Below are 26,067 nucleotides of genomic sequence, written 5' to 3'. Positions count from 1 at the left end.
TCCTCCGCACTTAAAACAGGGTTGTGTATACGTTTACACTAAAGAATGTTTGCCGGCGAGTATACTCCCGGAACGCGTAAATTTTGCTTTCCACCGTCTTTGTTGAGTGCAATCTGGACAGCGCAACTGCTTATTCAATACTCAACTTACCTGCACGAGAGGAGAGTAAGGATATGCAACCGACTTATACCATTGGCGATTATCTGCTGGATCGTCTCGTAGATTGCGGCATAGACCGCTTGTTTGGCGTACCTGGTGATTACAATTTACAGTTTCTCGATAGCGTTATTGCGCAGCAGAATTTAGGGTGGGTAGGTTGCGCTAACGAGCTCAACGCGGCCTACGCCGCTGATGGCTATGCGCGTATCAAAGGCGCAGGCGCGCTGTTGACCACCTACGGCGTCGGGGAACTGAGCGCGCTTAACGGTATTGCCGGCAGCTACGCCGAACATGTTCCGGTTCTGCATATTGTCGGCGCCCCCTCAACCGGCGCGCAGCAGCGCGGCGAGCTGCTGCACCATACGCTGGGCGACGGTGATTTCAGCCACTTCTCGCGCATGAGCGAGCAGATTACCTGCTCTCAGGCGGTACTGGCGGCGGGAAATGCCTGCCATGAAATCGACCGCGTACTCTGCGAGATGCTCACCCATCATCGCCCCGGTTATTTGATGCTGCCTGCCGATGTGGCGAAGGCAAAAGCGACACCCCCTGCACATCCTTTGCTTATTCCGAGTCTGCCTGCCGATGAGAACCAGCTGGCGGGATTCCGCGAGCACGCGGAGCGGATGCTCAGAAGTCGTCGTCGCGTATCGCTGCTGGCTGATTTTCTTGCTCAGCGCTATGGGCTACAAAATGTTCTCAGAAAATGGGTCGCCAGCGTGCCCGTCTCCTGCGCCACGATGTTAATGGGCAAAGGGCTTTTTGATGAGCAACAAAGCGGTTTTGTTGGCACTTACAGCGGGATTGCGAGCGCAGAGGAAACCCGCGAGGCCATTGAAAACGCTGACACCATTATTTGTATCGGCACCCGTTTTACCGACACCATTACCGCGGGCTTTACCCAGCATCTGCCGCAGGAAAAAACGATTGAAATCCAGCCGTTTGCCGTTCGGGTAGGCGACCATTGGTTCAGCCGGGTTCCGATGGATAAGGCGCTCGAAATAGTCATCGAGCTCTCCGCAAGTCTGGCGGGGGAATGGGTGCCGCCGAATATTCAGGCGCCCGGGGTGAGCGGCGCGCCTGAAGGAAGCCTGACGCAGAAAAACTTCTGGAGTACGGTGCAGGAACAGCTCCGCCCGGGAGACATTATTCTTGCCGATCAGGGAACCGCGGCTTTTGGCGCCGCCGCGCTTAAGCTGCCCACTGACGCAACGCTGATTGTCCAGCCGCTATGGGGATCGATAGGTTTCACCCTTCCGGCAGCCTACGGGGCGCAAATAGCAGCGGTGGACAGAAGGGTCGTGCTGATTGTCGGCGATGGCGCAGCGCAGTTAACTATTCAGGAACTGGGATCGATGCTCAGGGATAAGCAACGTCCGCTGATTCTGTTGCTCAATAACGAAGGCTATACGGTGGAGCGCGCGATTCACGGCCCCGAGCAGCGGTATAACGATATTGCGCTCTGGGACTGGAATCGTCTGCCTGATGCTTTTGCTCCCGATGTCCCGTCCCGATGCTGGCGCGTGACTCGCACGCATGAGCTGAGAGAAGCGATGAACAGCAGCGTCGCCTCAGACAGACTGACGCTGGTAGAGGTGATGCTGCCCAAAATGGATATCCCCGACTTTCTGCGCACGGTCACTCAGGCGCTGGAAGAGAGGAACAGTCGCGTTTAATCGCTATGCTTTCTGGCAATCATCAACGGCTTTCCGGCCAGCAGCAGCCAGGCCGGAAGCATAACAATGCACAGTAGCGGCAGTAGCGTGGTATCCGACACGACCACTGCCGCCATAAACAGGCTCAGCCAGCCATCACGCGTCACTACCAGCGTCAGGCCGAGGATAGCGCAGGAAACCGTGATGGCTGCCGGCACGGCGGGAACGTGTGCATGCAGCATCAGACCGAGCGCGACGCCGACGAACACGGCAGGAAAAATACGCCCGCCGCGAAAACCGCAGGCGGCGGCAAGTATCAGCGCCGCAAGCTTGATCACGGCAATAAGCAGGTAATCATTGGCGCCAAGCGTCAGGCTTACCGGCAACTGCTGCATCTCATCAAGGCCTTTAAATAGCGTGATATGCCCGCCGATGACGCCCAGAATCCCTAATAAAAACCCGCCGACGCCCAGCGTAAGCACAGGATTTTTCAGACGATGCATCAGCGTGTGTAGACGCGGCAGGCACCAGACGGCGACCATGCCAACGGCAATCGCGATAAGCGTCACGATGGCGCCGCTAATAATGTCGACGAAGCGCAGCTCCGACAGATAAGGCAGCGGTAGCGAAAAATGGGGGTGAAAAAACAGGCTGGTGGTCAGGGAACCCGCTGCCGCCGCAAGCAGCGGAGCAAATAGCTTGTCCCACAGGGGAACATCGTTGCTGCCGTTCAGCGTTTGCGAAAATATCAACGCCGCCGCGACCGGAGTGCCGAATAGCGCGCCGATGGTGCCGGAGGCGGCGAGAATCGTCCAGTCCAGAGGGGTAATGCGTGGAAACAGGCGACTGCCCACCGCAGCCGCCAGGGCGATATTCACGACCATAATAGGATGTTCCGGCCCCAGGCTAACGCCGCCCGCCAGACCCACTATCAGCGCCGCAAGCAGACCCGGCAGCGCGCTGGTGCTGACCGGTGCGCCTATCAGCGACTCTGTTGCCGGGTCCGGTCCCGCGTGCCCGGGACTAAAGCGCACGATCAGCCCAACGGCGATGCCGGTTCCGGTGAGAATAGCCATCGTCCACAAAGGGCCATCGGCATTGATGCCTACGCTCGCAGGCAGGCTGGTCCACAGGATATTTTGCAAAACGGCGGCTATTTTCATCGCCACGATTAAAACCAGACTGCAAGCAATACCAATGACGACTGCGGGTATCGATAATAGGAGCATGGTTCTGGCGCGTGGGTGCAGCATGAAAATATCCTTCTGAGTATCCTTGGCACTAATTTGCATGGACTCGTAAAGAGCGTCGACGCAAATGGTGCTGAAACGATAAAGTAATGATGCAACCTGAAAATTGTAAGCGCCAGGATGCTCAATTTTTCATGAATTTCAGTTCAATTGTGACGCAGATCGCTAAACCAGGGGCGCTTATGCGTTGGTCGTTGTTGTTAGCGCTTCATGAATTTAGAGTGTGCCAAAAGAATTATTTTGACTTTAGCGGAGCCGTAACGGAATGACAAAATTTGCTTTAGTAGGGGACGTAGGCGGAACGAATGCTCGTCTGGCGTTGTGCGATCTGGCAAGCGGGGAGATCTCCCGTGCAAAGACCTATTCCGGGCTCGATTATCCCAGTCTTGAAGCTGTTGTTCAGGTCTATCTGGAAGAGCATAACGTCAAGGTTGAGGACGGCTGTATAGCCATCGCCTGTCCCATTACCGGCGATTGGGTGGCGATGACCAACCACACCTGGGCATTTTCTATCGCCGAGATGAAAAAAAATCTGGGGTTCTCGCATCTGGAAATCATTAATGATTTCACGGCGGTGTCGATGGCGATCCCGATGTTGAAAGCCGAACATCTGATTCAGTTTGGCGGCGCGAAGCCGATTGAAGGCAAGCCGATAGCCGTCTATGGCGCAGGTACCGGGTTGGGCGTTGCTCATCTGGTTCATGTCGATAAGCGCTGGGTGAGCCTGCCGGGAGAGGGCGGGCACGTGGATTTTGCGCCTAACAGCGAAGAGGAAGGCATTATTCTGGAAGAGCTGCGTACCGAGCTGGGTCACGTCTCCGCCGAGCGCGTACTTTCAGGGCCCGGATTGGTGAACCTTTATCATGCGATCGTTAAATCTGACGGGCGTCTGCCGGAAAATCTGCAGCCTAAGGATGTGACTGAACGTGCGCTGGCCGATACCTGCATCGATTGCCGTCGCGCGCTATCGCTATTTTGCGTCATTATGGGCCGCTTTGGCGGTAACCTGGCGCTGACGCTCGGTACTTTTGGCGGCGTGTATATCGCTGGCGGCATTGTGCCGCGCTTCCTCGATTTCTTTAAAGCTTCAGGTTTTCGCGGCGGTTTTGAAGATAAAGGTCGGTTTAAAGCCTTCGTGCAGGATATCCCGGTCTATCTGATCGTCCACGACAATCCGGGGCTACTGGGATCCGGAGCCCACCTGCGTCAGACTCTGGGACAGGTTCTTTAATCCTGACGTTAACCCGGATAAATCGCTTATCCGGGTAACTTTCCTACAGATGCATGAGCTGGCGAAACTCTTTGACCTTGCTGCGGCTGACCGGAACCTGGAACTCCAGATCGCGAAGCCGCAGAATATAGGTGTTGTTAAACCAGGGTTCGATTTCGCGAATTTTGTTCAGGTTGACGCAGTACGAGCGGTGACAGCGGAAAAAGTGCGCCGTCGGTAGCTTGTTGCAGAACTCCGTAATATTCATCGGCATCACAAATGACTCTCTTCGGGTATAAACAAAAGTCATCTTTTCATGCGCTTCCGCATAGTAAATATCGTGGATGCTGGTGACGATAATCCGCTCATCTTTAATCAGGTTAATGGTGTCATTTTCCCTGGCCGGATTAGGCATCGCACCGGCGCTCGGCTGCTGCTGCTGCTGCCAGGCGCTGGTCAGCTTTTGCAGCATATTAATGATGCGCGACTCCTGATAGGGCTTCAGGATGTAATCAAAGGCTTCCAGCTCAAAGGCTTCCACCGCATGTTCTTTCCACGCGGTAATAAATACGATAAAGGGCTTATGCGCGAACTGGCTGATATTTTGCGCCAGTAGTACGCCATCCAGCGAAGGAATATTGATGTCGAGAAAAATGGCGTCGACTTTGTTGTGTTGTAAAAACTTCAGTACGTCCAGCCCGTCGTCAAAGGTGCCGACAATCTCCATCTCGCTATGGGTGTTAATCAACCAGGTGAGCTCTTGCTGCGCGAGGAACTCATCTTCAACAATGATGACTTTCATTTTATCTCCGCTCATGACAGCAGCGACTCCCTGGCCGCCTGGGGCGCGTGCTGGTGAGGCACATAGAAGGCGATTTCGGTCCCTGGCGTCAGGCGTCGGATATGCAGGCCTTCGCCGTACAGCAGCTTGACCCGATGATGAACATTGAGCAGGCCAATTTTATTTCCCGGCATTTCGTTAGCCTCGACTCTCGCCACTACCGCAGGGTCAATACCGTTCCCCGTATCGCGAACGCTAATTCGTACCCGATTTCCGCACTCATTAATGCCGATGGTCACCACCCCTTTACCTTTACAAGGCTGAATCCCGTGGACAATCGCATTCTCCACCAGCGGCTGAATAAGCAGGCTGGGGATCATAAAGCTGACTTCATCATCAATATCATAAATCACCGTCAGCTTGTCGCCGAAGCGAGCCTGTTCAATGGCGATGTAATCCTTGATTTGATACAGCTCCCTTTTGATGTCTATTTGTTCATCATCTTTTAATTCAATGTTGTAGCGGAGATAGCGCGACAGATTAAAAATTAACTGGCGCGCGGTGTCCGGATTCATGCGAATCGACGACGAAATCGCGTTCAGGGCATTGAATAAAAAGTGGGGGTTAATTTTGCTTTGCAGTGCGCGCAGTTCGGCTTTATTAGCCATTTCACGAAGCTGCTCTGCGCGGGAGACCTCCAGCTGAGTCGAGATGATTTGCGACAGGCCAATCGCCATTTCCTGTAGCGATGAGGTTATGCGGTGAGCGTGGCAATAATAGATTTTTAACGTACCGGTGACGATGCCTTTTTCCCATAGAGGAATGACCAGCATAGAGTGTATTTCCGGCGTCCGATGAGCTTCGTCATTGTTTTTAATAATGATTTTTCCATAGCGAATCGCCTGTTGCGTTGTCGGGCTGATAAAGTCGTCGTTATCCCGGTAGTTGATTTCCCCGACGCCGACGTAGGCCATCACATGTTGAGTATTGGTAATGGCGACGGCATCGGCATTAATATCGCGGCGGATAATATCGCATACCTGACGCAGGGACTCGCTATTGACGTGGCGAAACAAGGGGAGCGTTTTGTTAGCGATGTCGAGCGCCAGTTTCGCCTGACGCGCGGCGCTGGCCTCCTTTTCCCCTTCAACGCTCTGCACCAGCAAAACGATAAAACCGATGCATACGCTGCCAAGGATCATCGGAATACCGATTTTTGACACGATATCTATCCCCAGCGAGAACGATGGAGCCCACGCCACCACGAGTATCATGGTTAAGGTTTCGCACAGCATCCCGGCGAGGATCCCCGCTTTCCAGCGCTGCGCTTTAGGGACTTTACGACTGATTAACCCGGAGAGTAGACCGGCGACAATGCTGGTGATAAAGCAGGGGATGGCGGTGACGCCATCAATATCGATTAGATAGCGATGTACGCCGGCAATGACGCCCACTATCGCGCCTACCCAGGGGCCGAAGAGGATCCCGCCGGACATGACTGCGATAATACGCACGTTGACCAGTGAACCTTCGACCGGTACGCCGGACCAGGTACTGAAAAGGGCAAACAGGGAGAAAATGGCGGTAACGGCCAGCAGCTCTTTTGGCGTGTGCGCGGATTTATGCAGAAGTTCACGAAACAGGCGCAGGCGAATGAGAAAAAAGAGACAAATCAGCATTAATGCCGCGCGGTCAAAAACCGCCAGCAGCATAGTAAATATTTCGTGCATGTGTGCGCCGTGTTAATCGCGAGAAAGCAATATGATAGAAAACCTCGTCGCAGAAGACCAGCCGAAGAGAGGAATGAGGAAAAGTCACACAAATAAAAGGGGATTAATGACGATGCGCTGAGTTTCAATAGCGTCTGCGCAGGCGGTGCTTTTTGCGTAAAGTTAAAGATATCAAAATGTTAAATTTAATGAAGGGTATGATATCCAGGATGCTTCTTTCTGCCGTATTTAGCTGAAATGATGCCCGTTTTCAGCGTGAAAAATTTTTTTTAATCCACCTCTCGACAGGAAGAAAATATTCGGGTTATTTTCTAAACGTGCTGCGGTTGCAGCCGCGTCGCTCGGACGGTCCGGGCGCTAACGTTAATCCGAGGAATCTATGGCTGAATTCAGTCCTGAACGCCGTTTTACGCGTATCGATCGTCTCCCCCCGTACGTTTTTAATATTACTGCCGAACTCAAAATGGCTGCGCGACGCCGCGGCGAAGATATTATTGACTTCAGCATGGGTAACCCCGATGGCGCGACGCCGCCGCATATCGTTGAAAAGCTATGTACCGTTGCCCAGCGCCCCGATACGCACGGTTATTCCACCTCTCGCGGCATCCCGCGACTGCGCCGGGCTATTTCTCGCTGGTATCAGGATCGCTATGACGTAGAGATCGATCCGGAATCAGAAGCGATTGTGACCATCGGTTCAAAGGAGGGGCTGGCGCATCTGATGCTGGCGACGCTTGACCATGGCGACACCGTGCTGGTGCCGAATCCCAGCTATCCAATTCATATTTACGGTGCGGTGATTGCCGGAGCTCAGGTTCGTTCAGTTCCCCTCGTTGAAGGCGTGGATTTTTTTAACGAGCTTGAGCGCGCTATTCGTGAGAGCTATCCGAAGCCGAAAATGATGATCCTCGGTTTTCCATCCAATCCGACAGCGCAGTGCGTTGAACTGGAGTTCTTCGAGAAAGTCGTCGCGCTGGCGAAGCGTTATGACGTACTGGTCGTGCACGATTTGGCCTACGCCGATATTGTGTATGACGGTTGGAAAGCGCCTTCTATTATGCAGGTTCCCGGCGCGCGCGATGTGGCCGTCGAATTCTTTACGCTCTCAAAAAGCTACAATATGGCAGGCTGGCGTATTGGCTTTATGGTGGGTAACAAAACGTTGGTTAATGCGCTGGCGCGCATTAAAAGCTACCACGATTACGGCACTTTCACTCCTCTGCAGGTTGCGGCTATTGCTGCGCTTGAAGGCGATCAGCAGTGCGTTCGCGACATCGCCGAACAGTACAAACGCCGCCGGGACGTGCTGGTGAAAGGGTTACATGAGGCGGGCTGGATGGTGGAGTGCCCGAAGGCCTCGATGTACGTATGGGCTAAGATCCCTGAGCAGTACGCGGCCATGGGGTCCCTGGAGTTTGCTAAAAAGCTGCTGCAGGATGCTAAAGTCTGCGTTTCACCCGGCATCGGTTTTGGTGATTACGGTGATACTCACGTACGCTTCGCTTTAATCGAAAACCGCGATCGTATCCGCCAGGCCGTACGCGGTATTAAATCAATGTTCCGCGCCGACGGGCTGCTTCCGGCAGCGGCTAAGTTAACCAGCGAAAGCAACGAATAAAAAAAGGAGCCGAGAGGCTCCTTTTTTTAACACCGTTAAAGCTAGATCATCAGGGCGAAAGTACCGGCCCAAACGATGACCATAAAAGAAATGCCCATTAAGAAATATTTCACGACTCATCACTCCGCGCTCTCGGCGAGACGCCTTACATGAATTTGCTCTTCATTGCCTGCTCAGCTATCGCTAACTAAAACGACACTTTTTTAGCCGGCGGTAGCTGTAAATTCTGAGCGTAAACGGCTCCAGATGGCGCTAATGTACGCCTAAAAAATGAGGGAAACAAGAGCCATTTTTTTATTAATTTTTAGTTACTTACGAGTGTCGTGATTCGGCGACACATTAATTTCATTCGGTATTAAATTTCATTCTGGCGACGGTCGTTAACAATGGTTTTTGTAGGGATATAGTTACTTGATTTTGGGCTTTTTTCTGTCTGAATACGGGATGGGGTAACCATCCCGTAAGAGGATTAGACGGGTTTAGCGAGTGGCTGAGTTCTGATGTTGCCACTCTTGCGGATAGCGTGCCGGGGCAAAACGCAATGTGAGGAGCATTAACGCCAGGACGCAGGCGGCGTGAAACATCCAGCCCGGAAGGAAATTGCCGTTTAAGCTCCGCAGCAGCCCTGAAAGCCAGGGGGAAATACCTGCAATAATAAAGCCCACTCCTTGCATAAAGGCCACCAGGCGACCCGCGATAGCGGGGTGCTTCGCGTGATCGAGCGCCAGTACCAGGCAGAGCGGAAACGCGCCGCCAAGTCCAATACCGCAGCAGATAGCCCAGGCAAGCGGTAGCTGCTGCGGTAGCCAGATAAAGCCGCAGAAGCCGATGAGCTGCAGCGCCAGCGCCAGCATCAGAAGCTTTCGCCGATCTTCATGCCTGGCCAGAACAGGCAGAAGTAGCGCTCCGCCAGTCTGGCCGACGGTCATTAACGCCAAAAGGGTACCGCTAAACTGCGCGCTATAGCCTGACTGCATATAGTAGGGTGGCAGCCAGGCGATCAAACTGGCGTAACCGCCGTTTATCAAACCAAAATAGAGGCTAAGTATCCACGCTCGACGATGGCGAAAAACAGAGAGCTGTATTGTCGATGGCGTCTGGACAGGTAACGTTCTGCTTAGCGGCCACCAGCAAAGGAGCGCTGTCGCTGCGGGTAGCGCCCACCACGCAAGCGCGTGATACCAGATAGCGCTGTGCTGCGCCAGCCACGGCGTAAATGCGGCTCCCAGACCGCCACCGCCCATCAGCGCCGCTGACCAGAGTCCCATCACCTGAGGCGTCCGACGATGAAACAGGCGTTTTATTACCGCAGGAATGAGCGCCTGGATAATACCAATGCCGATCCCGCCAAGAAGCGCGCTGCTGAGTAATAGCGCGCTCTGCGGCGCCAGTTCGCGAAGTAAAGCTCCGGCGGCGATGATTAACAGACTGAAGGCGATACTTTGACGTTCGCTGAATCGGCTGTTAATCCAGCCGCCGGCAAGCGCCAGCAGACCCATCGCGATCACCGGGAGCGCAGTGAGCAGGGAGGCAAGCGTGAAGCTCATACCACTTGCCTGCTGTATCTGGGGAAGGAGCGGGCCTGGCGATGTCAGCAGCGGACGCATATTCATTCCGATAAGCACCAACACCAGCAGCATGGCGCCGTTACGTTGCGTCTGATTCATTGCCGGGTGACCGTGGCGTGTTGAGCGCTGAAGTAAGGATGGGGGGAATTCATTGCGATCTCCTGGGGCTATCAGTCAAAAGGCGCAGGGAGAGTACGCCTGTTGTTTGATAAGTTAAAATACTTATTTATGATTGAGTTCATTTGAATTGCTTATGAGTGAATTCATGTTGCTGCGACATCTCAATTACTTCATTGCCGTTGCTGAACAAGGTAGTTTTACGCGGGCCGCAGCGATACTGCATATTTCGCAGCCGGCTTTATCGCAACAGATTCGCCAGCTGGAGGAGTCTCTGGGCGTACGGCTTTTTGATCGCAGCGGGCGTCATACTTGTCTGACGGATGCCGGGAAGGTGTGGTTGACGTACGCGCACAGGGCGCGGCAGGAGCTCGCTGAGGGGCAGCGTGCGCTTCATGATGTGGAGGACCTGCAGCGCGGTTCGCTACGTATTGCGATGATGCCTACCTTTACGACTTACTTTGTGGGGCCGCTGGTGGCTTCGTTCTATCAACGTTACCCAAATATTACGCTGGATTTGCAAGAGATGACCCAGGAGCGAATGGAGGCCATGTTGCTCAATGATGAGCTCGATATCGGCATTGCTTTCGAAGGCAACGATGCGCGAGATATTGTTTATCAGCCGCTGCTTTCGGAAACCCTGGCGCTGGTGGTAGGCCGGCGTCACCCTCTGGCGACGGCCGAACGCGTCAAGCTGGCTGCGCTCAGTCAGGAATCTCTGATTCTGCTCAGTCGCGCTTTCGCGACTCGCCAGCAAATCGAACGTTACTGCCGGCAGCGTGATATTCAACCGAAAGTTCAGATGGAGGCTAACTCGATTAGCGCTCTCCTGGCCGTGGTAGAACGCACATCGCTGGCAACCCTGCTTCCGGCGTCCATTATTCTGGCGCGTGACGATCTCACTGCCATTGAACTCACCCCACCGTTACTCGCGAGAACCGCATGTCTGCTACAGCGAAAGGGCGCCTGGCAAAGCGCCGCGGCCCGCGAATTTATACTGATGGCGCATCGGGCTGCGATGAAGATCAGTGAAGGTCTTACAGATACTGAATAAGCGAGCTTTGTTGTTATGTTGATTTATGTTTATATGAAATGACTTATTAGCAGACTGGTAATTCATAAAGTATGGTCTTATTATGAAGTCAGGTTCATATCTGAAATTATATTGAAGGCCATTTGACGTTTAAAACTGAGGTATGCGCCACCGCTTCATGGCGCCAGAAAGGGTTTTTATTCTAATGTTTAAATTCACGGTTAGTCATTTGAGCGTGTATTCTGATGCCGGGAGATTAATACTGCCGTAGCTGGAGACCACGCCTTCTGCCCTTAGTCTATCCATTGCGATATTGAATATTTTATTTTTATTGTTTTCCGTTGCGTTTAGAATATTATCACCAAAGTGTGGGTTGGCTTGAATGATGTGATTGATGAATTCAATGAGCAGTTTATTTTGAAGAATAATTGAGGGATTATGCACCTCTTTATCCTCAATTATATTTAGCGGTTTTTCTGCAAATTCCAGAGGGCGGCTGCTGATGGTATGCTCATAAATTTTCTCAATCGCCTGATTAGTGATGTAAAGCTTATTCATCGTGATGGTTGGCTTCTCATCCTCATCGGGGGTGAAGTGACAGAAGAGGACGTTTCTTGCCGGTGAAATTATGCTGATCCGCTGTTCAGTAATGATGCTATCGGGGTTTTCTAGTACTTCCGTTAAATTCCTCGTGTGGCTGTACCACAGGCCAGATACGGAAACCCGGAGTTTTAACTGGGTAACAGGCGTTCCATATTGGGCATCCAGGTTCGGTTCACTTTCATTGAATCTAAAAATTTTGTTTATTTTGGAGTGAGGGGACCACGATCTTTCGCTTCTGCTCAATTCATCAATATTTGATGTGTTAAAAAAATAGGGTTTGTTGCCGCCCTGCTGATGGCGGATAGCACTCTTTAACGTTCCGTTGGTTCTGCCTAATTTGATGCAAAGGCTTATTGCACCAATATCATGCCAATGAAGCAGATCTTCTAATTCACAATTTAATAATTTTTGAGCGCGAGAGATTGAACAATATTCCAGTGGCGGAAGGTTGTTGAGTTTCCATATGTTCCGTTCTTTTCTTTCCATGGTCATTATTATCTTATGAAAAATAGGTTGGCTTTTGAGTTTCTTAAGCTGAATTTTGTCTACGTATTGATGATTGTATGATGTTTAATTCATGCTAAATAATTTATCAGAGATGATGTTGTATATCAATTGGTGAATCGGGTCAGACCGTTATCTGTCGTGCAGTCTATCACTTTTTCTGCAGTAATTAAATATATCGCTAATAGAAAATTATAATTGATAGCTATTATTACAGGGAATGATTTGCATTTAATTATTTATGTAGTGAATTGAATCCGGAGGTGTATACGACGTTAATGACAATACGGGATCGTGTGCTTTAGCTGGAGGTGGGAGTTCTCAGAACGTAAACTGTTCGATAAACGCCGGTTAACGAGCGTAGCTGGAAGGTTGAACAGCGGGCTGCCATCGCTTGCATCAGGCCTGCAACACGAAAATATCTCTAAAGGGGGCGGGGTGTCAGGCAGGGATTTCCCGATGTAACAAGGCAGATTGTCCCCTGCAGGAATCGAATGTGGTTTTCAATATATTGATATTAAATAAATTTAATTTGTTCGATTAATGTATGAGCCCCCAGTAAGGCCCCCATTTGCATTCACTCAAAACTAGAAGGTTTAACAGGAATTTTTACGTCCATTTGAATTGGATTGGATGGTAAAGTGCTCTGACCATTTACGAAATCGTAGCGAGCACCATCCGTGTTTGAAAATGATACCATAATTTGGCTCCTTGCTATTTAGTGGGCAACTCCCCTGGATAATGTCTGGCTATGATTTCATTCAGCTTATCGACCAGTTTCGGTCGCTTAAAAGTTATATGTGCCGTTCCCTTCCGAAAGTATTTAATAGTAAATATCTCATCCTCATAGTGATCACTGTGTCTGTTTTCATGGATATAATCTTCCAGCCGACGGGTAACGTCAGCACGGTTGTCAGGAACAGGCTTTCCGTCAAGGGTAAAGGTCATTTCAGCACTGTCTGGCAGATCCTGAAATTCCTGAGAGGATAGTGGACACCAAATATGGTGGACGCTATCCATGAAATCATTAACCGCAGTGCGTAAAAAAAGCCCTAATTATCCCGTTGAATTCAAAATCAAAATGGTTGATCTCTCACATCGACAAGAGATCTCCGTGGCGCAAATGGGCTCAACGATAATCTGCTGTTCAAATGGTGCCAGTACTAGCGTGAAGGAAAACTACGCTCTCCTTCAACAGCAGAAAACAGCATGCCTGAACTGCTCCCGATAACACTTGATGCTGAAGATTTCTCCCTGGACTCCTCCCGGTCACAATCTGTAGCTGCTGCGGCACCTGAATCACTCAATATAAGCTGTGAAGTGACCTTCCGGCACGGGACGCTTCGCCTCAACGGGGCTGTCAGCGAAAACCTTCTGAATCTACTGATACAGGAGCTCAAACGGTGATCCCATTACCATCAGGGACAAAAATCTGGCTGGTTGCCGGTACCACCGATATGCGCAACGGCTTCAACGGCCTCGCCGCAAAGGTGCAAATGGAGCTGAAAGATGATCCGATGTCCGGCCACGTCTTCATTTTCCAGGGCCGCAGCGGCAGCTAGTTCAAACTGTTGTGGTCTGCCGGTGACGGACTGTGTCTGCTGACCAAACGGCTGGAGCGCGGCCGCTTCGCCTGGCCGTCAGCCCGCGATGGCAAAGTGTTCCTGACGCCAGCGCAACTGGCGATGCTGATGGAAGCTATCGACTGGAGACAGCCGAAGCGGCTGCTGACATCCCTGACCATGCTGTAGGCCTCTTTATCCTGGTTGTCGCAGAATAAGCCTGGTAAAATACGGGCTTATGAATGACATCCCTTCTGACGACATCCTTCTGCTGAAACAGCGCCTGGCCGAACAGGAAGCGCTGAACCGTGCGCTGCTGGAAAAGCTGGCCGATCGTGAACGTGAAATAGACCACCTGCAAGCGCAGCTGGATAAACTGTGGCGGATGAACTTCGGCAGCCGCTCCTAAAAGGTATCCCGTCGTATCGCACAGATGGAAGCCCACCTGAAGGCGCTTCAGAAGGAAAGTGATGCGCTTACCGGTCGGGCCGACGATCCGGCAGTTCAACGACCACTCCGCCAGACCCGTACACGTAAACCGTTCCCTGAATCACTACCCCCTGATGAAAGGCGCATGCTTCCTGCCGAATCCTGTTGCCCGGACTGTGGTGGTTCTCTGAGTTACCTGGGTGAAGATGCCGCTGAACAGCTGGAGCTGATGCGCAGCGCCTTCCGGGTTATCCGCACGGTACGCGAAAAACACGCCTGTCGCCGATGTGATCGTATAGTTCAGGCGCCGGCGCCATCACGCCCCATAGAACGAGGTATCGCCGGTCCGGGGCTGCTGTCACGGGTACTCACGTCAAAATACGCAGAACATGCGCCACTGTATCGTCAGTCAGAGATCTATGCCCGCCAGGGTGTGGAACTAAGTCGTTCTGTGCTGTCAGGTTGGGTGGATGCGTGTTGTCGCCTGCTGGCACCGCTAGAAGAGGCGCCTCAGGACTATGTCCTGACGGATGGCAAACTTCATGTCGATGACACGCCCGTCCCCGTACTGCTGCCGGGCAACAAAAAGACGAAGACTGGTCGGTTGTGGCCGGATCAACGCTGCCGGCAGCAGTGTGGTTCGCATACAGCCTTGACAAAAAAGGCATCCATCCGCAGAGCCATCTTGCCAGCTTCAGCGGGGTTCAACTAGCTGTACCATGAAGGTAATATCAGGGAAGCCGCCTGCTGGGCGCACGCCCGGCGAAAAATCCAAGATGTGCACGTTCGCACCCCATCAGCGTTGACGGAGGAAGCCCTGAAAAAAATAGGTGGGTTGTACGCCATCGAGGCAGATATAGGGGGAATGTCGGCAGAGCAGCGCCTTGCCGAACGTCAGTTGAAAACGAAACCGCTGCTGAAATCCCTAGAAAACTGGCGGAGAGAAAAGATAACAACCCTGTCGCGACACTCGGAGCTGGCGAAAGCGTTCGCGTACGCCCTGAACCAGTAGCCAGCGCTGACGTACTATGCAGACGAAGGCTGGGCTGAAGCAGATAACAGCATCGCTGAAAATGCCCTGCGGACGGTCAGTCTGGGTCGCAAGAACTTCCTGTTCTTCGGCTCTGACCAGGTGGTGAGCGCGTAGCGTTACTGTACAGCCTGATCAGTACGTGCAAATTAAATGGCGTAGATCCCGAGCGCTACCTTCACCATGTACTTGACGTCATCGCCGACTGGCCGGTAAACCGAGTCAGTGAACTGCTGCCATGGCCCATCGCACTGCCAACTGAATAACACATCCTCTTCAATACGGTTCACTCTGTACGCTTACCGTCAAGGAGCATCAGCATCCGCTCAAGGTCAGCTAATCGATCGCGCTGCCAGCCACAGTTAAGCCCAAATCCCCAACGCTCATATTTCGCCAGCCCTGTCACGATGATCTTTTTCCTAAATTTACACGGGCTGTTACTCTTGTAATCCCAGCTCAGACCTTTATACACATTGAACGCCCCACGTTCAAATACGTCACCTTTGCTATGATGCACTTGCTCGAATGTGTTGAGAATATTCTCTTGGCTGACTTCCGGAATATCGTCCTTTTCCAGGCTGTTGTAGCAATGGTTACGGGCCTCTGCATCCATTAGTGAGAGCATCCTGGACTTCTTCATCACGTCTCGCCATATGCTGCAATCAAGATTGCGCGTAATGGCTTTCATCGCAGTTTCTCTTTTTCCATTAACCAGCCGCCGCAGCGGAAGTCCTGCTTCATAGCCCAGTCAAGAGCGATTTTCCCTCCGATACTACGGGTCAGCGTTGAAACATCGTTGAGTTGCTGAATGAGTGCTTCAATCTTTGCCAGCGTGGTATTACGTCCGATGACGATGCGCTCAATGCTGGAAGAGCAGATCACGTCGGTGTGGCCGGTTAACACTTCGGTTTCGGTGAGAGTAAGTTCTGACATCAGTAATTTCCTTTATATAAAGTAAAACGCCAGCTGGCGAGGGCAGGCGCTTGTATGTGCGTGATGAGTGCTGTTCGGAAGCTAATCTGTACTGGCCTGTTGCAGAAGCTGAAGATGACGAAGATCGCAAACATTCCTGAGTGCCTGCCCTATGGCTAACTGGCAGCACAGAAAGGTGTGAAGTCTGCGCAAATCGCGCTGGCATGGCTGCTGGCACAAAAGCCGTGGATTGTTCCTATCCCTGGTCCCACCAAACTACACCGGCTGGAGGAAAACCTGGGGCTGCCGACATCATTCTTTCGTAAGATGATTCGCGGCAGATAACACAGGCGCTTGAGACGATTAAAATTGTGGGTGAGCGTTACTCTCCTGAGCATCAGGCTCGCGTAGGCTGTTTATATTTGAACTGGCCCGTAGCCTGGCGCAGGCCAGTTAATTCGAGATAGCAATTAGGCGTATTAACCCATTTCTCACCATCTTGTTGTTCATGCAACTCTACGAATTTCCATCGAGTGATCAATCTCACCCACTTATTCACTGACCGCGCAAACCTTCTCAGTTCTTCCCCATCACCGCCGCGATCTATTAAGAAAAGTATCGCTTACTGACTGAAACTATAACTGTTCATTAATCCGCATATTTTACTACCATGAAGGATATCTGTCTGGTCGCCGCTTTAGCGTTTTTCCAGTCTCGGCTTTCAGATTTGGTTAGTGATAATTCACCGTTATATTCATGTGGCATGAGTGAACTGTAATACCCGAAGATATAGTCTATGCTCACAGAGGTTGCATTCTGCAATTTCGACCAACCTGTAGCATAAAGCTCCTCATGGTTGACGAGCTGTCCTTTGACATTTCGTAGGACTTACAGACAACGGCCCTGAGTTCGTTAACTGTTTGGCTTTTCTCTTCACCCTGTACATTAACCAGTTGGTTTTGAGCGGTGTAGAAAACTACCTACAAATCAATCAAAAAATTTCACGCGTTACATGCTCTAGCCCTGAGTTTTAATGAAGACATTCATGCCAATGAGAAAATGATTTTCTCAAAAAAACAAAACAAGATCTTAATCAGCTAAACGCTTTGAGTTTTTTTTAATGTGATTTCAATGTGTTAGACCTCAAATCACACCTGTCATTGTTCAGGCGCCTTAAATGAACTGTTGATCTATTGTCATGTCACTTAACGCAAGCTAGCCTGATTTCAGAAAAGGGAAATCATTAACTGACTGATATAAACCAGGAAACATCACGTAACTGATACAGGAGCAACAATGAAATGAAATTTTATCCTACGAACAGACTTAAAATAAAAACATTACACTTCATTGTTTTTACATATCACTATGAATGAAAGAAGAGATGAAATAGGTTTTTTATTAGCGCTTTTTACTGGATTTGATATTAATTGTAGTTAAACATGCTGCTCCATGCTTCAAAAGCAGCGCTGGATTCTTAGCAGTTGCTATAAATTGATAATTGAATTCATATGAAGATATTATCTTAAGAATATTAGCAGTGTTGCAGTAATAGGAGTGCATGGACTACATCCTGCCAGTGTAGTAGGGGTGATTATGAAAGTATTTGGATATCTGCTAGGTAGTGAAACCGAAGGTGTTTTATTTATCAAGGAACGTCACTTACTGATACCACTTAATACACTTTACAAACCTGTTCGATTGAGAAAAACAATGTTTCGCTTGCTGGAATTTTTGCTAAAAAAAGGAGGTACGGAGCTCATTCGTGATGAGACAATCATGAAGTCAGTATGGGATAGCTATGGATTGAAAGCCTCTGGTCCACGTTTGTGGCAGGTCATGAACGCTCTTAAAAATAAGCTTATTGCGCTGGGGGTGAGTCGTGATTTTATTATGCGCGTAGAGAGCCGAGGATATAGGGTAAACACCAACTTTTTTGAACCATTGTATATCAGGGCTGCTTGGGAATGGTTAGGCCAATTTTTAATAGAACGCCCCCATTCTGCTTCATTTAGTCTTTCCTGAAATTAAAAAATCGTTGTATCACTAATTAAATGGTGATTTTAAACGTTAGTTGAAAATATCTTTCCCTGTGAAAGAACCGCCTCGCAGGTATGTTATTGCCATAAATAAATGCCTGTGAAAATAAAAGAAAATGGAGTTTTTAAAATGAAAGTAAATACACTGCTGCTGTCTACTGCGATCGCTTCTGCATGTTTCATGTCTACAGCCATGGCGGCTGATGGTGTGATTAACTTTGAAGGAAAACTGGTCGCAAATACCTGTGACATCACCATCGATGGTCAGGCTTCACCGGCAACTGTCACTCTGCCGACAGTTTCCGTAAATACCTTGGCAAACGTAGGTGATACCACAGGTAGAACTAGCTTTAACATCGGGCTATCCAACTGCCAGGGAGTTACCTCGACCACCACAGCGGCCGCTTTCTATGAAGCAGGGGCGACGGTGGATAGCACAACTTTCCAGCTCGTGAACACCGCCGCGGCAGCAGACGCTGCAACCAACGTTCAGTTGCAGTTGCTTGATGGTTCTGATGCATCCTATAGCAAGATCAATATCGGTAACCAGGATCAGAATACAAAAACTGCTCAGGTTGCGCTGAACAATGGTGCGGCAACTCTTCCGTACGCCGTGCAGTACTACGCCACGGACGCTGCAACGCCCGGTCAGGTTAGTAGCCAGGTTAACTTCAGCATTAATTACCAGTAATCAACTCATCGTTTAGTGGCCATGTACCGGCGGCCTTGCCCGCCGGTTTTCAGGAATAATGTCATGAAGATAACTCTGTTTCCCCTGTTTGCTTTGCTGCTGGCCTGTACGGTTACTCCGGCGCACAGCTCTATCGTTATCACCGGCACCCGGGTTATCTACCCTGCAACAGATAAAGAAGTCTCGGTCAAAATGAACAACAACGGCTCCGGCCCGGTGCTGGTGCAGTCATGGATTGATGCCGGGGATCCGCAATCCACGCCGGAAACGGCTAAAGCCCCTTTTATCCTCACCCCACCCATTAATCGGGTTAATGCGGGGAAAGGTCAGACGCTGAGGGTCCGCTATTCCGGTGATCCCTTACCACAGGATAAAGAGTCTGTTTTCTATCTGAACGTGTTGGAGGTACCCCCTAAAGTTCAGGGCGCCGAAAGCAAAAACATGTTACAGATGGCCTTTCGTACCCGGTTGAAACTCTTTTTCCGACCAAGAAGCCTGACCAAAGAAGCCGCTGCAGAAGCCCCGATGAAAGTGATGTGGAGCAGAAGCGGCAATCAGATCACGGCCCATAACCCAACCCCTTTTCACATCAATATCGCTTTTCTGTCGAGTGATGCAAAGGGAGAAAACGGTGTAGCGGAGGGTGGCATGATCGTCCCTAGGGGCTCATTGAATCTCACGTTGGACAAATCGGTTGAACGCTACTTTCCCGTCATCATCAATGACTACGGCGCCCTGCGTCCGATTGACATAACGACAAAATAATTCACATCAACGCTTTTAACTGGAAGAGACCGCCCGGGATAAGGAGTTTCCGATGTATTTACCCACCCGATTTATTCTCCGGCCCTTAGCTGGGGTAGTCGCACTATTAGCTATGCCACTGTATGCCCAGGACATTGTGGAGTTTGACACCATATTTATGAGCAGAGGCTCACAACAAACGCTGGATGTCAGCCGTTATGAGCAAAATCAGGCCGCACCGGGCACTTATCGCGCCGAAGTCTATATCAATGGTCTCTTACGCGGGATGAAAGATGTCACGGTTCGTATCACCCCGCCAAAACGCGATAGCGAAATATGCTTAAAGGTGCAGGTGCTGCGTGAGTTTGATATTGATATTGAAAAACTCTCCCCAGCGGCCCAGGCTCTGCTAACTAAAAGTGAAGCCAATGACTGTCTGGCACTTCAGGAACTTATTCCCCAGGCAACCGTACAGCTCGACAGTGGCGAACAACGACTTGATCTGGAAATCCCGGCACTCTATTTAACCCGTAATCCGCGCGGTTACGTTAATCCGGCCATGTGGGACCATGGGATCACCGCCGGCCTGCTCAGCTACAGCGCCAACTATTACCGCACTGCAGGCCACGGCCAGACCACGGATAGTGCCTATGCCGGTCTGAATGGAGGTTTCAACATTGGAGGTTGGTTATTTCGTCATAACGGTAGCCTGACCTGGCAGGACGATTTAGGCGGGCGCTACCAGACGCTGAATACTTACGTCGAACGCGATATCCCACAGATCCAGGGGCGCCTGACGCTCGGGGAAACCAATACCACCGGGGAGATGTTTGATACCCTGGCTTTCCGAGGGGTGCAGATTGCCAACCAGGAACAGATGCTGCCTGACTCCCAGCGTGGCTATGCGCCACTGGTCCGTGGGACGGCACGCACTAATGCCCGCGTGCAAATACGCCAGCAAGGCCGGTTACTTTATGAAACTACGGTGCCGCCTGGGCCGTTTGAAATCAATGATCTCTACCCCACCGGTTATGGCGGCGACCTGGAAGTGCAGATCCAGGAAGAAGACGGCAGCATTCAGACCCAGACGGTGCCGTTCGCTTCTACCAGTAATCTACTGCGTCCGGGAACCCAGCACTATAGCGCGACCCTGGGGAAACTGAACAACCAATGGATCGATAGCGACCCCTGGCTGGGCGAGTTCACCTACCGCCGCGGATTCAACAACCTGTTGACCGGTTATGCTGGGCTGCAGGGCAACGAAAACTATCAGGCAAGCCAGATTGGTGGAGCAGTAGGCACCCCCATCGGGTCATTCTCAATGGATGTGACCCACGCAAAAACGTCACTGGAAAAACCGGTTTCCGGCCATGGCCGGACCATGAATGGCCAAAGCTATCAGCTGAAATACAGTAAATTCATCCCGCAGTCTGGCAGCAATATCAGCGTCGCGGCATACCGTTTTTCCACTGACGGTTATCTCGACTATATGACGGCCATGAGGCTGCGTGAAGGACAGCGCGCTGACGTTCGCGACATAACGGTACGCCGCGCCAAAAGCCGCCTGGGGATAACGGCCAGTCAAAACCTGGCGGAAAACTGGGGCACGTTCTGGGTGAGTGCCTATCAACAAAATTACTGGAACAGCGATGAAAGCGACCGGCAGTACCAGTTGGGGTATTCGAACCGCTTCGGCAATGTTAGCTATAGTCTGAGCGCCAGCCGCAACCGTAACGGCCAAGGCGATTTTGAAAACAACTTTGCGCTTAACATGAGCATCCCTCTGGGCAGTCGCAGCCCGTTCAGTTCGCTATCGGTAAACCTTAATCACGATCCTGGTGGCGTGGTGCGCGAGCAGATGACCCTCAGCGGCTCGGCGCTGGAGGACAAATCCCTGAGCTACAGCCTGAGCGGAGCAAATGCGAATAAAGGTGGGAAGACCAGCGTTAGCAGCAGTGCGACGCTGCGCACACCTTACACTACGCTGCAGGCCTTTGGTGGTAGCGGCAAGAATTATCACAACTATTCGTTGGGGATGAGCGGTGCCGCGGTGTTGCATAGAGGCGGCGTGACCCTCAGTCCATACAGCGGTGAGACTCAGGCACTGGTTGAGGCCCAGGGCGCTACGGGTGCAGTAGTGAGCGGTTACCCAGGCATCAAGGTGGATAGCCGGGGCTATGCACTGGTGCCGTACCTGAATGCTTATCAGCTTAATGAAATCAGCATTGATCCGAAGGGGATCCCGGAAGATATTGAACTGGATCACACCAGCCAGAAGGTGTCGCCATACCGGGGGGCGGTGGTGAAGCTGTCGTTTGGCACAACCCAGGGACGCCCGGTGTTTATCAAACTGAACGGGACAAAAGAGGTGCCGTTTGGCGCGTACGTGCTGGACCAACAGGATAATATGGTGGGTGTGGTCGGACAAGGGAAACTCATTTTTGCTCGCCTGGGCGCGGATACGGGGCAACTGACCATTAGCTGGGGTGAAGAGGCAGAGACAAGATGTCGTCTGAATTATCAGCTCCCTCCAGCTGGCAAAACGGCAGAAAACGTGACGATTACGGCAGCGTGCAATTAGGCCGGCAAGTGATGGTTGGCAAATCAATAAGCAATTTTCAGGCTTGGCGTGCGCCTGAAAATATCGGAATAGGAAGAGAGTACTGATGAAACGATGGATAATAAGCCTGGCGACGTTGCTTTCACTGTGGTCGCCGTGGGGACAGGCGACAATAACCTGTGAAAGAAATTACAGTAATCGAACTGACTATGTTAATTATACAGTTCCTATTTTGAGCAGTGGGATAATTATCTCAGCAATGCGAGACCTGCCCATCGGCGGAATATTGTTCCGACAGGTGATCAAGGATCCTGATGCTGCAACCCTTGGTTTCATGAAGTGTCTAAATAATTCCGGTGGGATTGAGGCGGCAATAAGAACGACAAGGTTCGCCCCTGATGGCGCACTCCCTGGCGTTGTCAGCACCTGGTCTGGTCACAATGTCTATGACACTGGAGTCCCTGGTATTGGCATGGTTCTGCTGCATGGTGCCTATGGCGCTGCATGGCAGGAGGCTACTCATGGTGAAACATTTCCTCATTTGCAAAGTGAAGAACTTTACACGTTTGGCGGGTCTTATATGGGGGCCGGAAATACGATGGGGGTGTGGGTACTCGAAATCCTGCTAGTTAAAACTGGAGATATTCCGGCGGGAACTTGGACTGTTCCGATTAATTTGCCGCCCATGGTGATCGATGGTCAGTTAACCGGTGATTTATCCCCTGAGAGCGTTAAAAAAGACTATGGCGCCCGATTTACGATATTTGGTTCGGTCAATGTTCTTGCTGGTACTTGCCAGACCCCAGATGTGAGTGTACCTATGGGGCAACACGAGGTTTCGGGCAGTACGGTAAATACAAACTGGGTAGATTTCAAAATCAGTTTGCTGAATTGTCCTCCGATGTATGGCCGCTACTCAAAGAATCATCCAGAAGCATCACAAGCAACAAACCAATGGATGGCATCTGGAAGTATCGAAGGTCTCCCGGATCAGCCCAATACCGTGGGGATCTCATTAAATCCGGTCAGCGGTTATGAAACCCTTGCGTCTGGTGGCCAATGCGCAAAGCTTACTCCAAGTACCGACACCGCAAGCGGTGCCTGCCTTGAAATTCAAAATGTAACGGGTACCAATGTGCTAACCAATTCATTCACGAATACCGTGACCGATAGCGGTTTGACGTTACTTGCCAGCGCCGCAAGCTACCAGATTCCATTAAAAGCGCGCTACGGACTCATTGCAGGTAGTTCGACAATGACGGCTGGCAAGGCTGATTCAGCTATTGAGTTCACCATTAATTATCAGTGAAATAGTGTCAATGAGATGACTCACCGAACGCAACATAATCATGTTTGTCCTCGCTAATAACCTCAGGGGGAACCCTGAGGTATTTACGGGGTAACCGAAGGTAAACAGAGTGTGTCAGGTGTGAAAACAAGCTAATAATTTCATAGGTGTTAATATGAATATAATAATTATTTCTAACGATCGCTACTTCTCCTGTGGCTTTATAGATATCATGCAAGATAGCGGCTACCAGTGTAAATATTCTGATTTTAGCAACCTCACCTCCAGAGGTTTACGGAATCTGTCGGCTAACTATGACCTGGTAGCTCTTGATATTAGCTATGTGCAAAACATTAACGAATTTCTTGCCGCTAGCTACGGAATAAAAAACATTTTTTTGCTCATTGATATTTCCACTAACTTCATTAAAGAGGGGGCACAGTTTATATCAAAGCGGGAAAGTACAAATAACATCCTTAGAAAGGCACAGCAATATCTTTATTTAAAGAGAGAAAGGATAAAATACAATGAATTCAAGGTGTTAAAATATCACGCTGAAGGTTTAAATATATCCACAATAGCTTTAAAGCTTAAAATAAACGACAAGTCTGTTTATCGGCTACGAAACAGTCTGGTGCTAAAACTTGGTTTTCGACGTTACCATCCACTGACGGCCATTTGCTGTGAAAAATTATCTTCATTTTTATGGTCCGACACTAAAGCGTGACGGGGGGGATGCTGGCGTTTCTCTTTACGTTCAAGAATAAGCTGGCAAAGCGTATGAGAACGTGATGCCAGCAACTCACTTCCTGACTCCTCCCTGCTTCCATTGACTATCCTGTTAACGAAGTGAAATTTACAAAGACGGACGCGTGAATGATTTTATATACAGTAAATGACGAACCATCTTGTGGTCACTCGAGAGAATAATTTTAGCGCATTTTTTTACAATAAAAGAGCACCCTGCCGTTCTGTTTAATCAAATAATCTGACTCAGGCTGCTTATAAAATTGAAAAGCATACTCAATATTACGGCTATTTAAAACAAAAGGAAGAAGCAGATTAAGGTTAGTATCATCAGGAGTTGATGGCAAGATGGATTGCTGCTCCCTTATTTTAATATAAAAAAGTTCGCCATCTATTTTGTAATCAAACACACTAAATATTTTTACAGGTGTTTTTTTATATGCATCATGAGTATAATCTCCACTGATCATAAACCTCCCTACGCCACTTTTTAAATACAATTCGACATATGCGTTTAACGTGTATTGATCTGAATAGCTGTCAAAGTCTGAGCGGCAATTAATAGTAACCATTCGTTCTTCAAATCGAAGATAAACGATACATGCTAATGAGACGACAAGCAAGACTACGCTGCAGGTAAGGATAAATCTCTTCATTTTAAGTTCTTATAAAAGCGGCTGAACATATCATATCAGGGTTGCTGGATTTATTACAAGACAAGAAATATATCCTCTGCGGTTTCAAGAAAAAACTGATGTATCGATAAGGGCTATTTTTACAGTTTCCCGCGATGACTGGGTATTTTTTTAGTAGGGTGTTCAAACCATCAATATTCTTTTCTACATTGTTATGAAGATATAGATGGCAATCATTGACATCCGCATAGAAAACATATTCATTACTGAGATTAGTTGGCATTGAGTGATAATATCTGTACCCGGCTATAAAAAAAGATATTATAGACAATACAGATATCACTACCAAAATGGGTTTGCTAAAAATAGTAATATGTGATTTGATGTAATCCTGAAGTACATATGATTTATTATGTGGGCCATCAGATTGCTCATTTTGTTCAACATCCCCTAAAGAATTCTCTGACTCAGCAGCACTATACCAAGTCACATTGATAGAGCTGTTAAAGCAGAAGCCTTTACGTGGCACAGTCTGGATAAATTCTACAGAATTATCAGTAACAGCCTTGAGCGCTTTTCTGGCCAGAAGGATATTCTGGTAGAGGGTGTTTGGTGCTGTTTTATGCGGTGCTTGTGGCCAACCTGATGCATAGAGTGTTTCATGAGTGACAAGCTGTCCCTGAGATTCAAGTAAAGTCTCAAGACAGCGAGCGCAGGGTTGATTAAGCGTTTGTTTTATTTGTGAGTCCTGCAGATTAATCAACAAGTTTTGTTTAGTGAAAAATGCCACCTCTTTATTAATCAAGAAAACCTTCTCCATTGCACATTCCTGATTATTGATCGAGAACAAATCATAGCATAAAATGACAAATGGCAAGAATTTTCTTAATAACTCACCTATTCGCCAATAGTGGATACGCTAATAGGTTAGTGAACTTGCAACCGGCTCTGGCCTGTACAGTCCGGCGTGCCACTAAGTGCGCGATAGGAAATGGGTGACTGGGAGAGAGTTGAAGTGGTACAGCATTGTGCGTATCTGGCACCGAATCACCTTACGCAGCGTGCCATGCAGATCGACTCTTCCTGACAGGGAATGGCACAAATATGGCAAAAGGCGCTTTTTGTCGAGCTGGTTAATATCGTGTGAAGCGATAACAGGAACATAACAAACCGCATATTCACTTTGATAAATATAGATATTT

The 26,067-nt window shown here is 49.8% G+C and carries 21 protein-coding genes and 4 pseudogenes; 15 read left to right on the top strand and 10 right to left on the bottom strand.

Going from position 1 to position 26,067, the window contains the following annotated elements:
• The first annotated feature begins 173 nt into the window (after positions 1 to 173).
• Positions 174 to 1,835, top strand: a complete 1,662-nt coding sequence (locus KO1_RS08990) for an alpha-keto acid decarboxylase family protein (RefSeq protein ID WP_024274533.1) — start codon at positions 174 to 176, stop codon at positions 1,833 to 1,835.
• On the opposite strand, the gene KO1_RS08985 is transcribed toward KO1_RS08990, so the two are convergent.
• A complete protein-coding gene (locus KO1_RS08985; RefSeq protein ID WP_024274532.1) occupies positions 1,832 to 3,067 on the bottom strand; it encodes an ion channel protein in 1,236 nt (411 codons plus the stop codon). The two genes, KO1_RS08990 and KO1_RS08985, sit on opposite strands and share 4 nt — an antisense overlap.
• A gap of 262 nt (positions 3,068 to 3,329) precedes the next feature.
• Between KO1_RS08985 and glk the strand changes: the two genes are divergently transcribed.
• Positions 3,330 to 4,295 carry a glucokinase gene (gene glk / locus KO1_RS08975; protein WP_004104302.1) on the top strand — a complete coding sequence of 322 codons (966 nt, stop codon included), beginning with the start codon at positions 3,330 to 3,332 and terminating at the stop codon, positions 4,293 to 4,295.
• A 43-nt stretch (positions 4,296 to 4,338) separates the two neighbouring features.
• Here the strand turns inward: glk and KO1_RS08970 are convergent, their stop codons facing one another.
• The gene (locus tag KO1_RS08970; RefSeq protein ID WP_023321391.1) at positions 4,339 to 5,076 is read right to left on the bottom strand and encodes a LytR/AlgR family response regulator transcription factor; all 738 of its coding nucleotides are present in this window, start codon (positions 5,074 to 5,076) and stop codon (positions 4,339 to 4,341) included.
• Between the two features lie 11 nt (positions 5,077 to 5,087).
• On the bottom strand, positions 5,088 to 6,767 hold the full coding sequence (locus tag KO1_RS08965; RefSeq protein WP_162098335.1) for a sensor histidine kinase: 1,680 nt from the start codon (positions 6,765 to 6,767) through the stop codon (positions 5,088 to 5,090).
• Positions 6,768 to 7,164: 397 nt separating this feature from the next.
• Here KO1_RS08965 and alaC point away from each other — a divergent pair, with 397 nt between their 5' ends.
• Positions 7,165 to 8,403 (top strand): alanine transaminase, encoded by a 1,239-nt coding sequence (alaC, locus tag KO1_RS08960; RefSeq protein ID WP_004104296.1) that lies wholly within the window; start codon positions 7,165 to 7,167, stop codon positions 8,401 to 8,403.
• 41 nt (positions 8,404 to 8,444) lie between these two features.
• Here alaC and ypdK read toward each other — a convergent pair whose 3' ends face one another.
• Positions 8,445 to 8,516 carry a membrane protein YpdK gene (gene ypdK, locus KO1_RS28115; RefSeq protein WP_077777854.1) on the bottom strand — a complete coding sequence of 24 codons (72 nt, stop codon included), beginning with the start codon at positions 8,514 to 8,516 and terminating at the stop codon, positions 8,445 to 8,447.
• Positions 8,517 to 8,882: 366 nt separating this feature from the next.
• Positions 8,883 to 10,070 (bottom strand): cyanate transporter, encoded by a 1,188-nt coding sequence (locus tag KO1_RS08955; protein WP_004104294.1) that lies wholly within the window; start codon positions 10,068 to 10,070, stop codon positions 8,883 to 8,885.
• A gap of 166 nt (positions 10,071 to 10,236) precedes the next feature.
• On the opposite strand from KO1_RS08955, the gene cynR reads away from it, so the two are divergent.
• Positions 10,237 to 11,142, top strand: coding sequence for a transcriptional regulator CynR (gene cynR / locus KO1_RS08950; protein WP_004104292.1), 906 nt, complete (start codon positions 10,237 to 10,239; stop codon positions 11,140 to 11,142).
• 204 nt (positions 11,143 to 11,346) lie between these two features.
• Here the strand turns inward: cynR and KO1_RS08945 are convergent, their stop codons facing one another.
• Complete coding sequence (locus KO1_RS08945) at positions 11,347 to 12,210, bottom strand: hypothetical protein (RefSeq protein ID WP_032692338.1); 864 nt, start codon at positions 12,208 to 12,210, stop codon at positions 11,347 to 11,349.
• Positions 12,211 to 12,942: 732 nt separating this feature from the next.
• The gene (locus tag KO1_RS27095) at positions 12,943 to 13,248 is read right to left on the bottom strand and encodes a DUF4942 domain-containing protein (RefSeq protein WP_073971805.1); all 306 of its coding nucleotides are present in this window, start codon (positions 13,246 to 13,248) and stop codon (positions 12,943 to 12,945) included.
• Positions 13,249 to 13,631: 383 nt separating this feature from the next.
• On the opposite strand from KO1_RS27095, the pseudogene tnpB reads away from it, so the two are divergent.
• The 4 genes and pseudogenes from tnpB (at position 13,632) to KO1_RS28895 (ending at position 15,515) form a co-directional block, all read left to right on the top strand.
• Positions 13,632 to 13,979 (top strand): annotated as a pseudogene (gene tnpB, locus KO1_RS08930) (IS66 family insertion sequence element accessory protein TnpB).
• A gap of 49 nt (positions 13,980 to 14,028) precedes the next feature.
• Positions 14,029 to 14,199 (top strand): hypothetical protein, encoded by a 171-nt coding sequence (locus tag KO1_RS28900; protein WP_224250605.1) that lies wholly within the window; start codon positions 14,029 to 14,031, stop codon positions 14,197 to 14,199.
• Positions 14,200 to 14,223: 24 nt separating this feature from the next.
• A pseudogene (gene tnpC, locus KO1_RS08925) lies at positions 14,224 to 15,366 on the top strand (IS66 family transposase).
• A gap of 5 nt (positions 15,367 to 15,371) precedes the next feature.
• Entirely contained in the window at positions 15,372 to 15,515 is a 144-nt protein-coding gene (locus tag KO1_RS28895) for a transposase domain-containing protein (protein WP_369692069.1), read from the top strand.
• Positions 15,516 to 15,547: 32 nt separating this feature from the next.
• Here KO1_RS28895 and KO1_RS27855 read toward each other — a convergent pair.
• Positions 15,548 to 16,182, bottom strand: a pseudogene (locus KO1_RS27855) (DUF4942 domain-containing protein); the annotation flags it as partial.
• Positions 16,183 to 16,341: 159 nt separating this feature from the next.
• On the opposite strand from KO1_RS27855, the pseudogene KO1_RS27060 reads away from it, so the two are divergent.
• From KO1_RS27060 to KO1_RS08890, 7 genes and pseudogenes are all read left to right on the top strand, one after another.
• Positions 16,342 to 16,628, top strand: a pseudogene (locus KO1_RS27060) (aldo/keto reductase); the annotation flags it as partial.
• Between the two features lie 1,129 nt (positions 16,629 to 17,757).
• Entirely contained in the window at positions 17,758 to 18,186 is a 429-nt protein-coding gene (locus KO1_RS08915; RefSeq protein ID WP_077265622.1) for a winged helix-turn-helix domain-containing protein, read from the top strand.
• A gap of 144 nt (positions 18,187 to 18,330) precedes the next feature.
• Positions 18,331 to 18,891, top strand: a complete 561-nt coding sequence (locus KO1_RS08910; protein ID WP_073971802.1) for a fimbrial protein — start codon at positions 18,331 to 18,333, stop codon at positions 18,889 to 18,891.
• A gap of 63 nt (positions 18,892 to 18,954) precedes the next feature.
• The gene (locus KO1_RS08905; RefSeq protein WP_064406898.1) at positions 18,955 to 19,656 is read left to right on the top strand and encodes a fimbrial biogenesis chaperone; all 702 of its coding nucleotides are present in this window, start codon (positions 18,955 to 18,957) and stop codon (positions 19,654 to 19,656) included.
• Positions 19,657 to 19,708: 52 nt separating this feature from the next.
• The gene (locus KO1_RS08900) at positions 19,709 to 22,216 is read left to right on the top strand and encodes a fimbria/pilus outer membrane usher protein (protein ID WP_073971801.1); all 2,508 of its coding nucleotides are present in this window, start codon (positions 19,709 to 19,711) and stop codon (positions 22,214 to 22,216) included.
• Positions 22,217 to 22,301: 85 nt separating this feature from the next.
• The gene (locus KO1_RS08895; RefSeq protein WP_126468298.1) at positions 22,302 to 23,504 is read left to right on the top strand and encodes a fimbrial protein; all 1,203 of its coding nucleotides are present in this window, start codon (positions 22,302 to 22,304) and stop codon (positions 23,502 to 23,504) included.
• Positions 23,505 to 23,658: 154 nt separating this feature from the next.
• Positions 23,659 to 24,210, top strand: coding sequence for a hypothetical protein (locus KO1_RS08890; protein WP_064406896.1), 552 nt, complete (start codon positions 23,659 to 23,661; stop codon positions 24,208 to 24,210).
• Positions 24,211 to 24,415: 205 nt separating this feature from the next.
• Here KO1_RS08890 and KO1_RS28100 read toward each other — a convergent pair whose 3' ends face one another.
• A complete protein-coding gene (locus tag KO1_RS28100) occupies positions 24,416 to 24,700 on the bottom strand; it encodes a hypothetical protein (protein ID WP_126468299.1) in 285 nt (94 codons plus the stop codon).
• Positions 24,701 to 24,887: 187 nt separating this feature from the next.
• On the bottom strand, positions 24,888 to 25,685 hold the full coding sequence (locus KO1_RS08880; protein ID WP_064406894.1) for a winged helix-turn-helix domain-containing protein: 798 nt from the start codon (positions 25,683 to 25,685) through the stop codon (positions 24,888 to 24,890).
• Positions 25,686 to 26,067: the final 382 nt, after the last annotated feature.

The organism is Klebsiella oxytoca NBRC 105695 (assembly GCF_001598695.1).
GTDB lineage: Bacteria > Pseudomonadota > Gammaproteobacteria > Enterobacterales > Enterobacteriaceae > Klebsiella > Klebsiella oxytoca.
The sequence above is the reverse complement of the archived record's forward strand: the minus strand, read 5'-3'. Positions and strand labels throughout refer to the sequence as shown.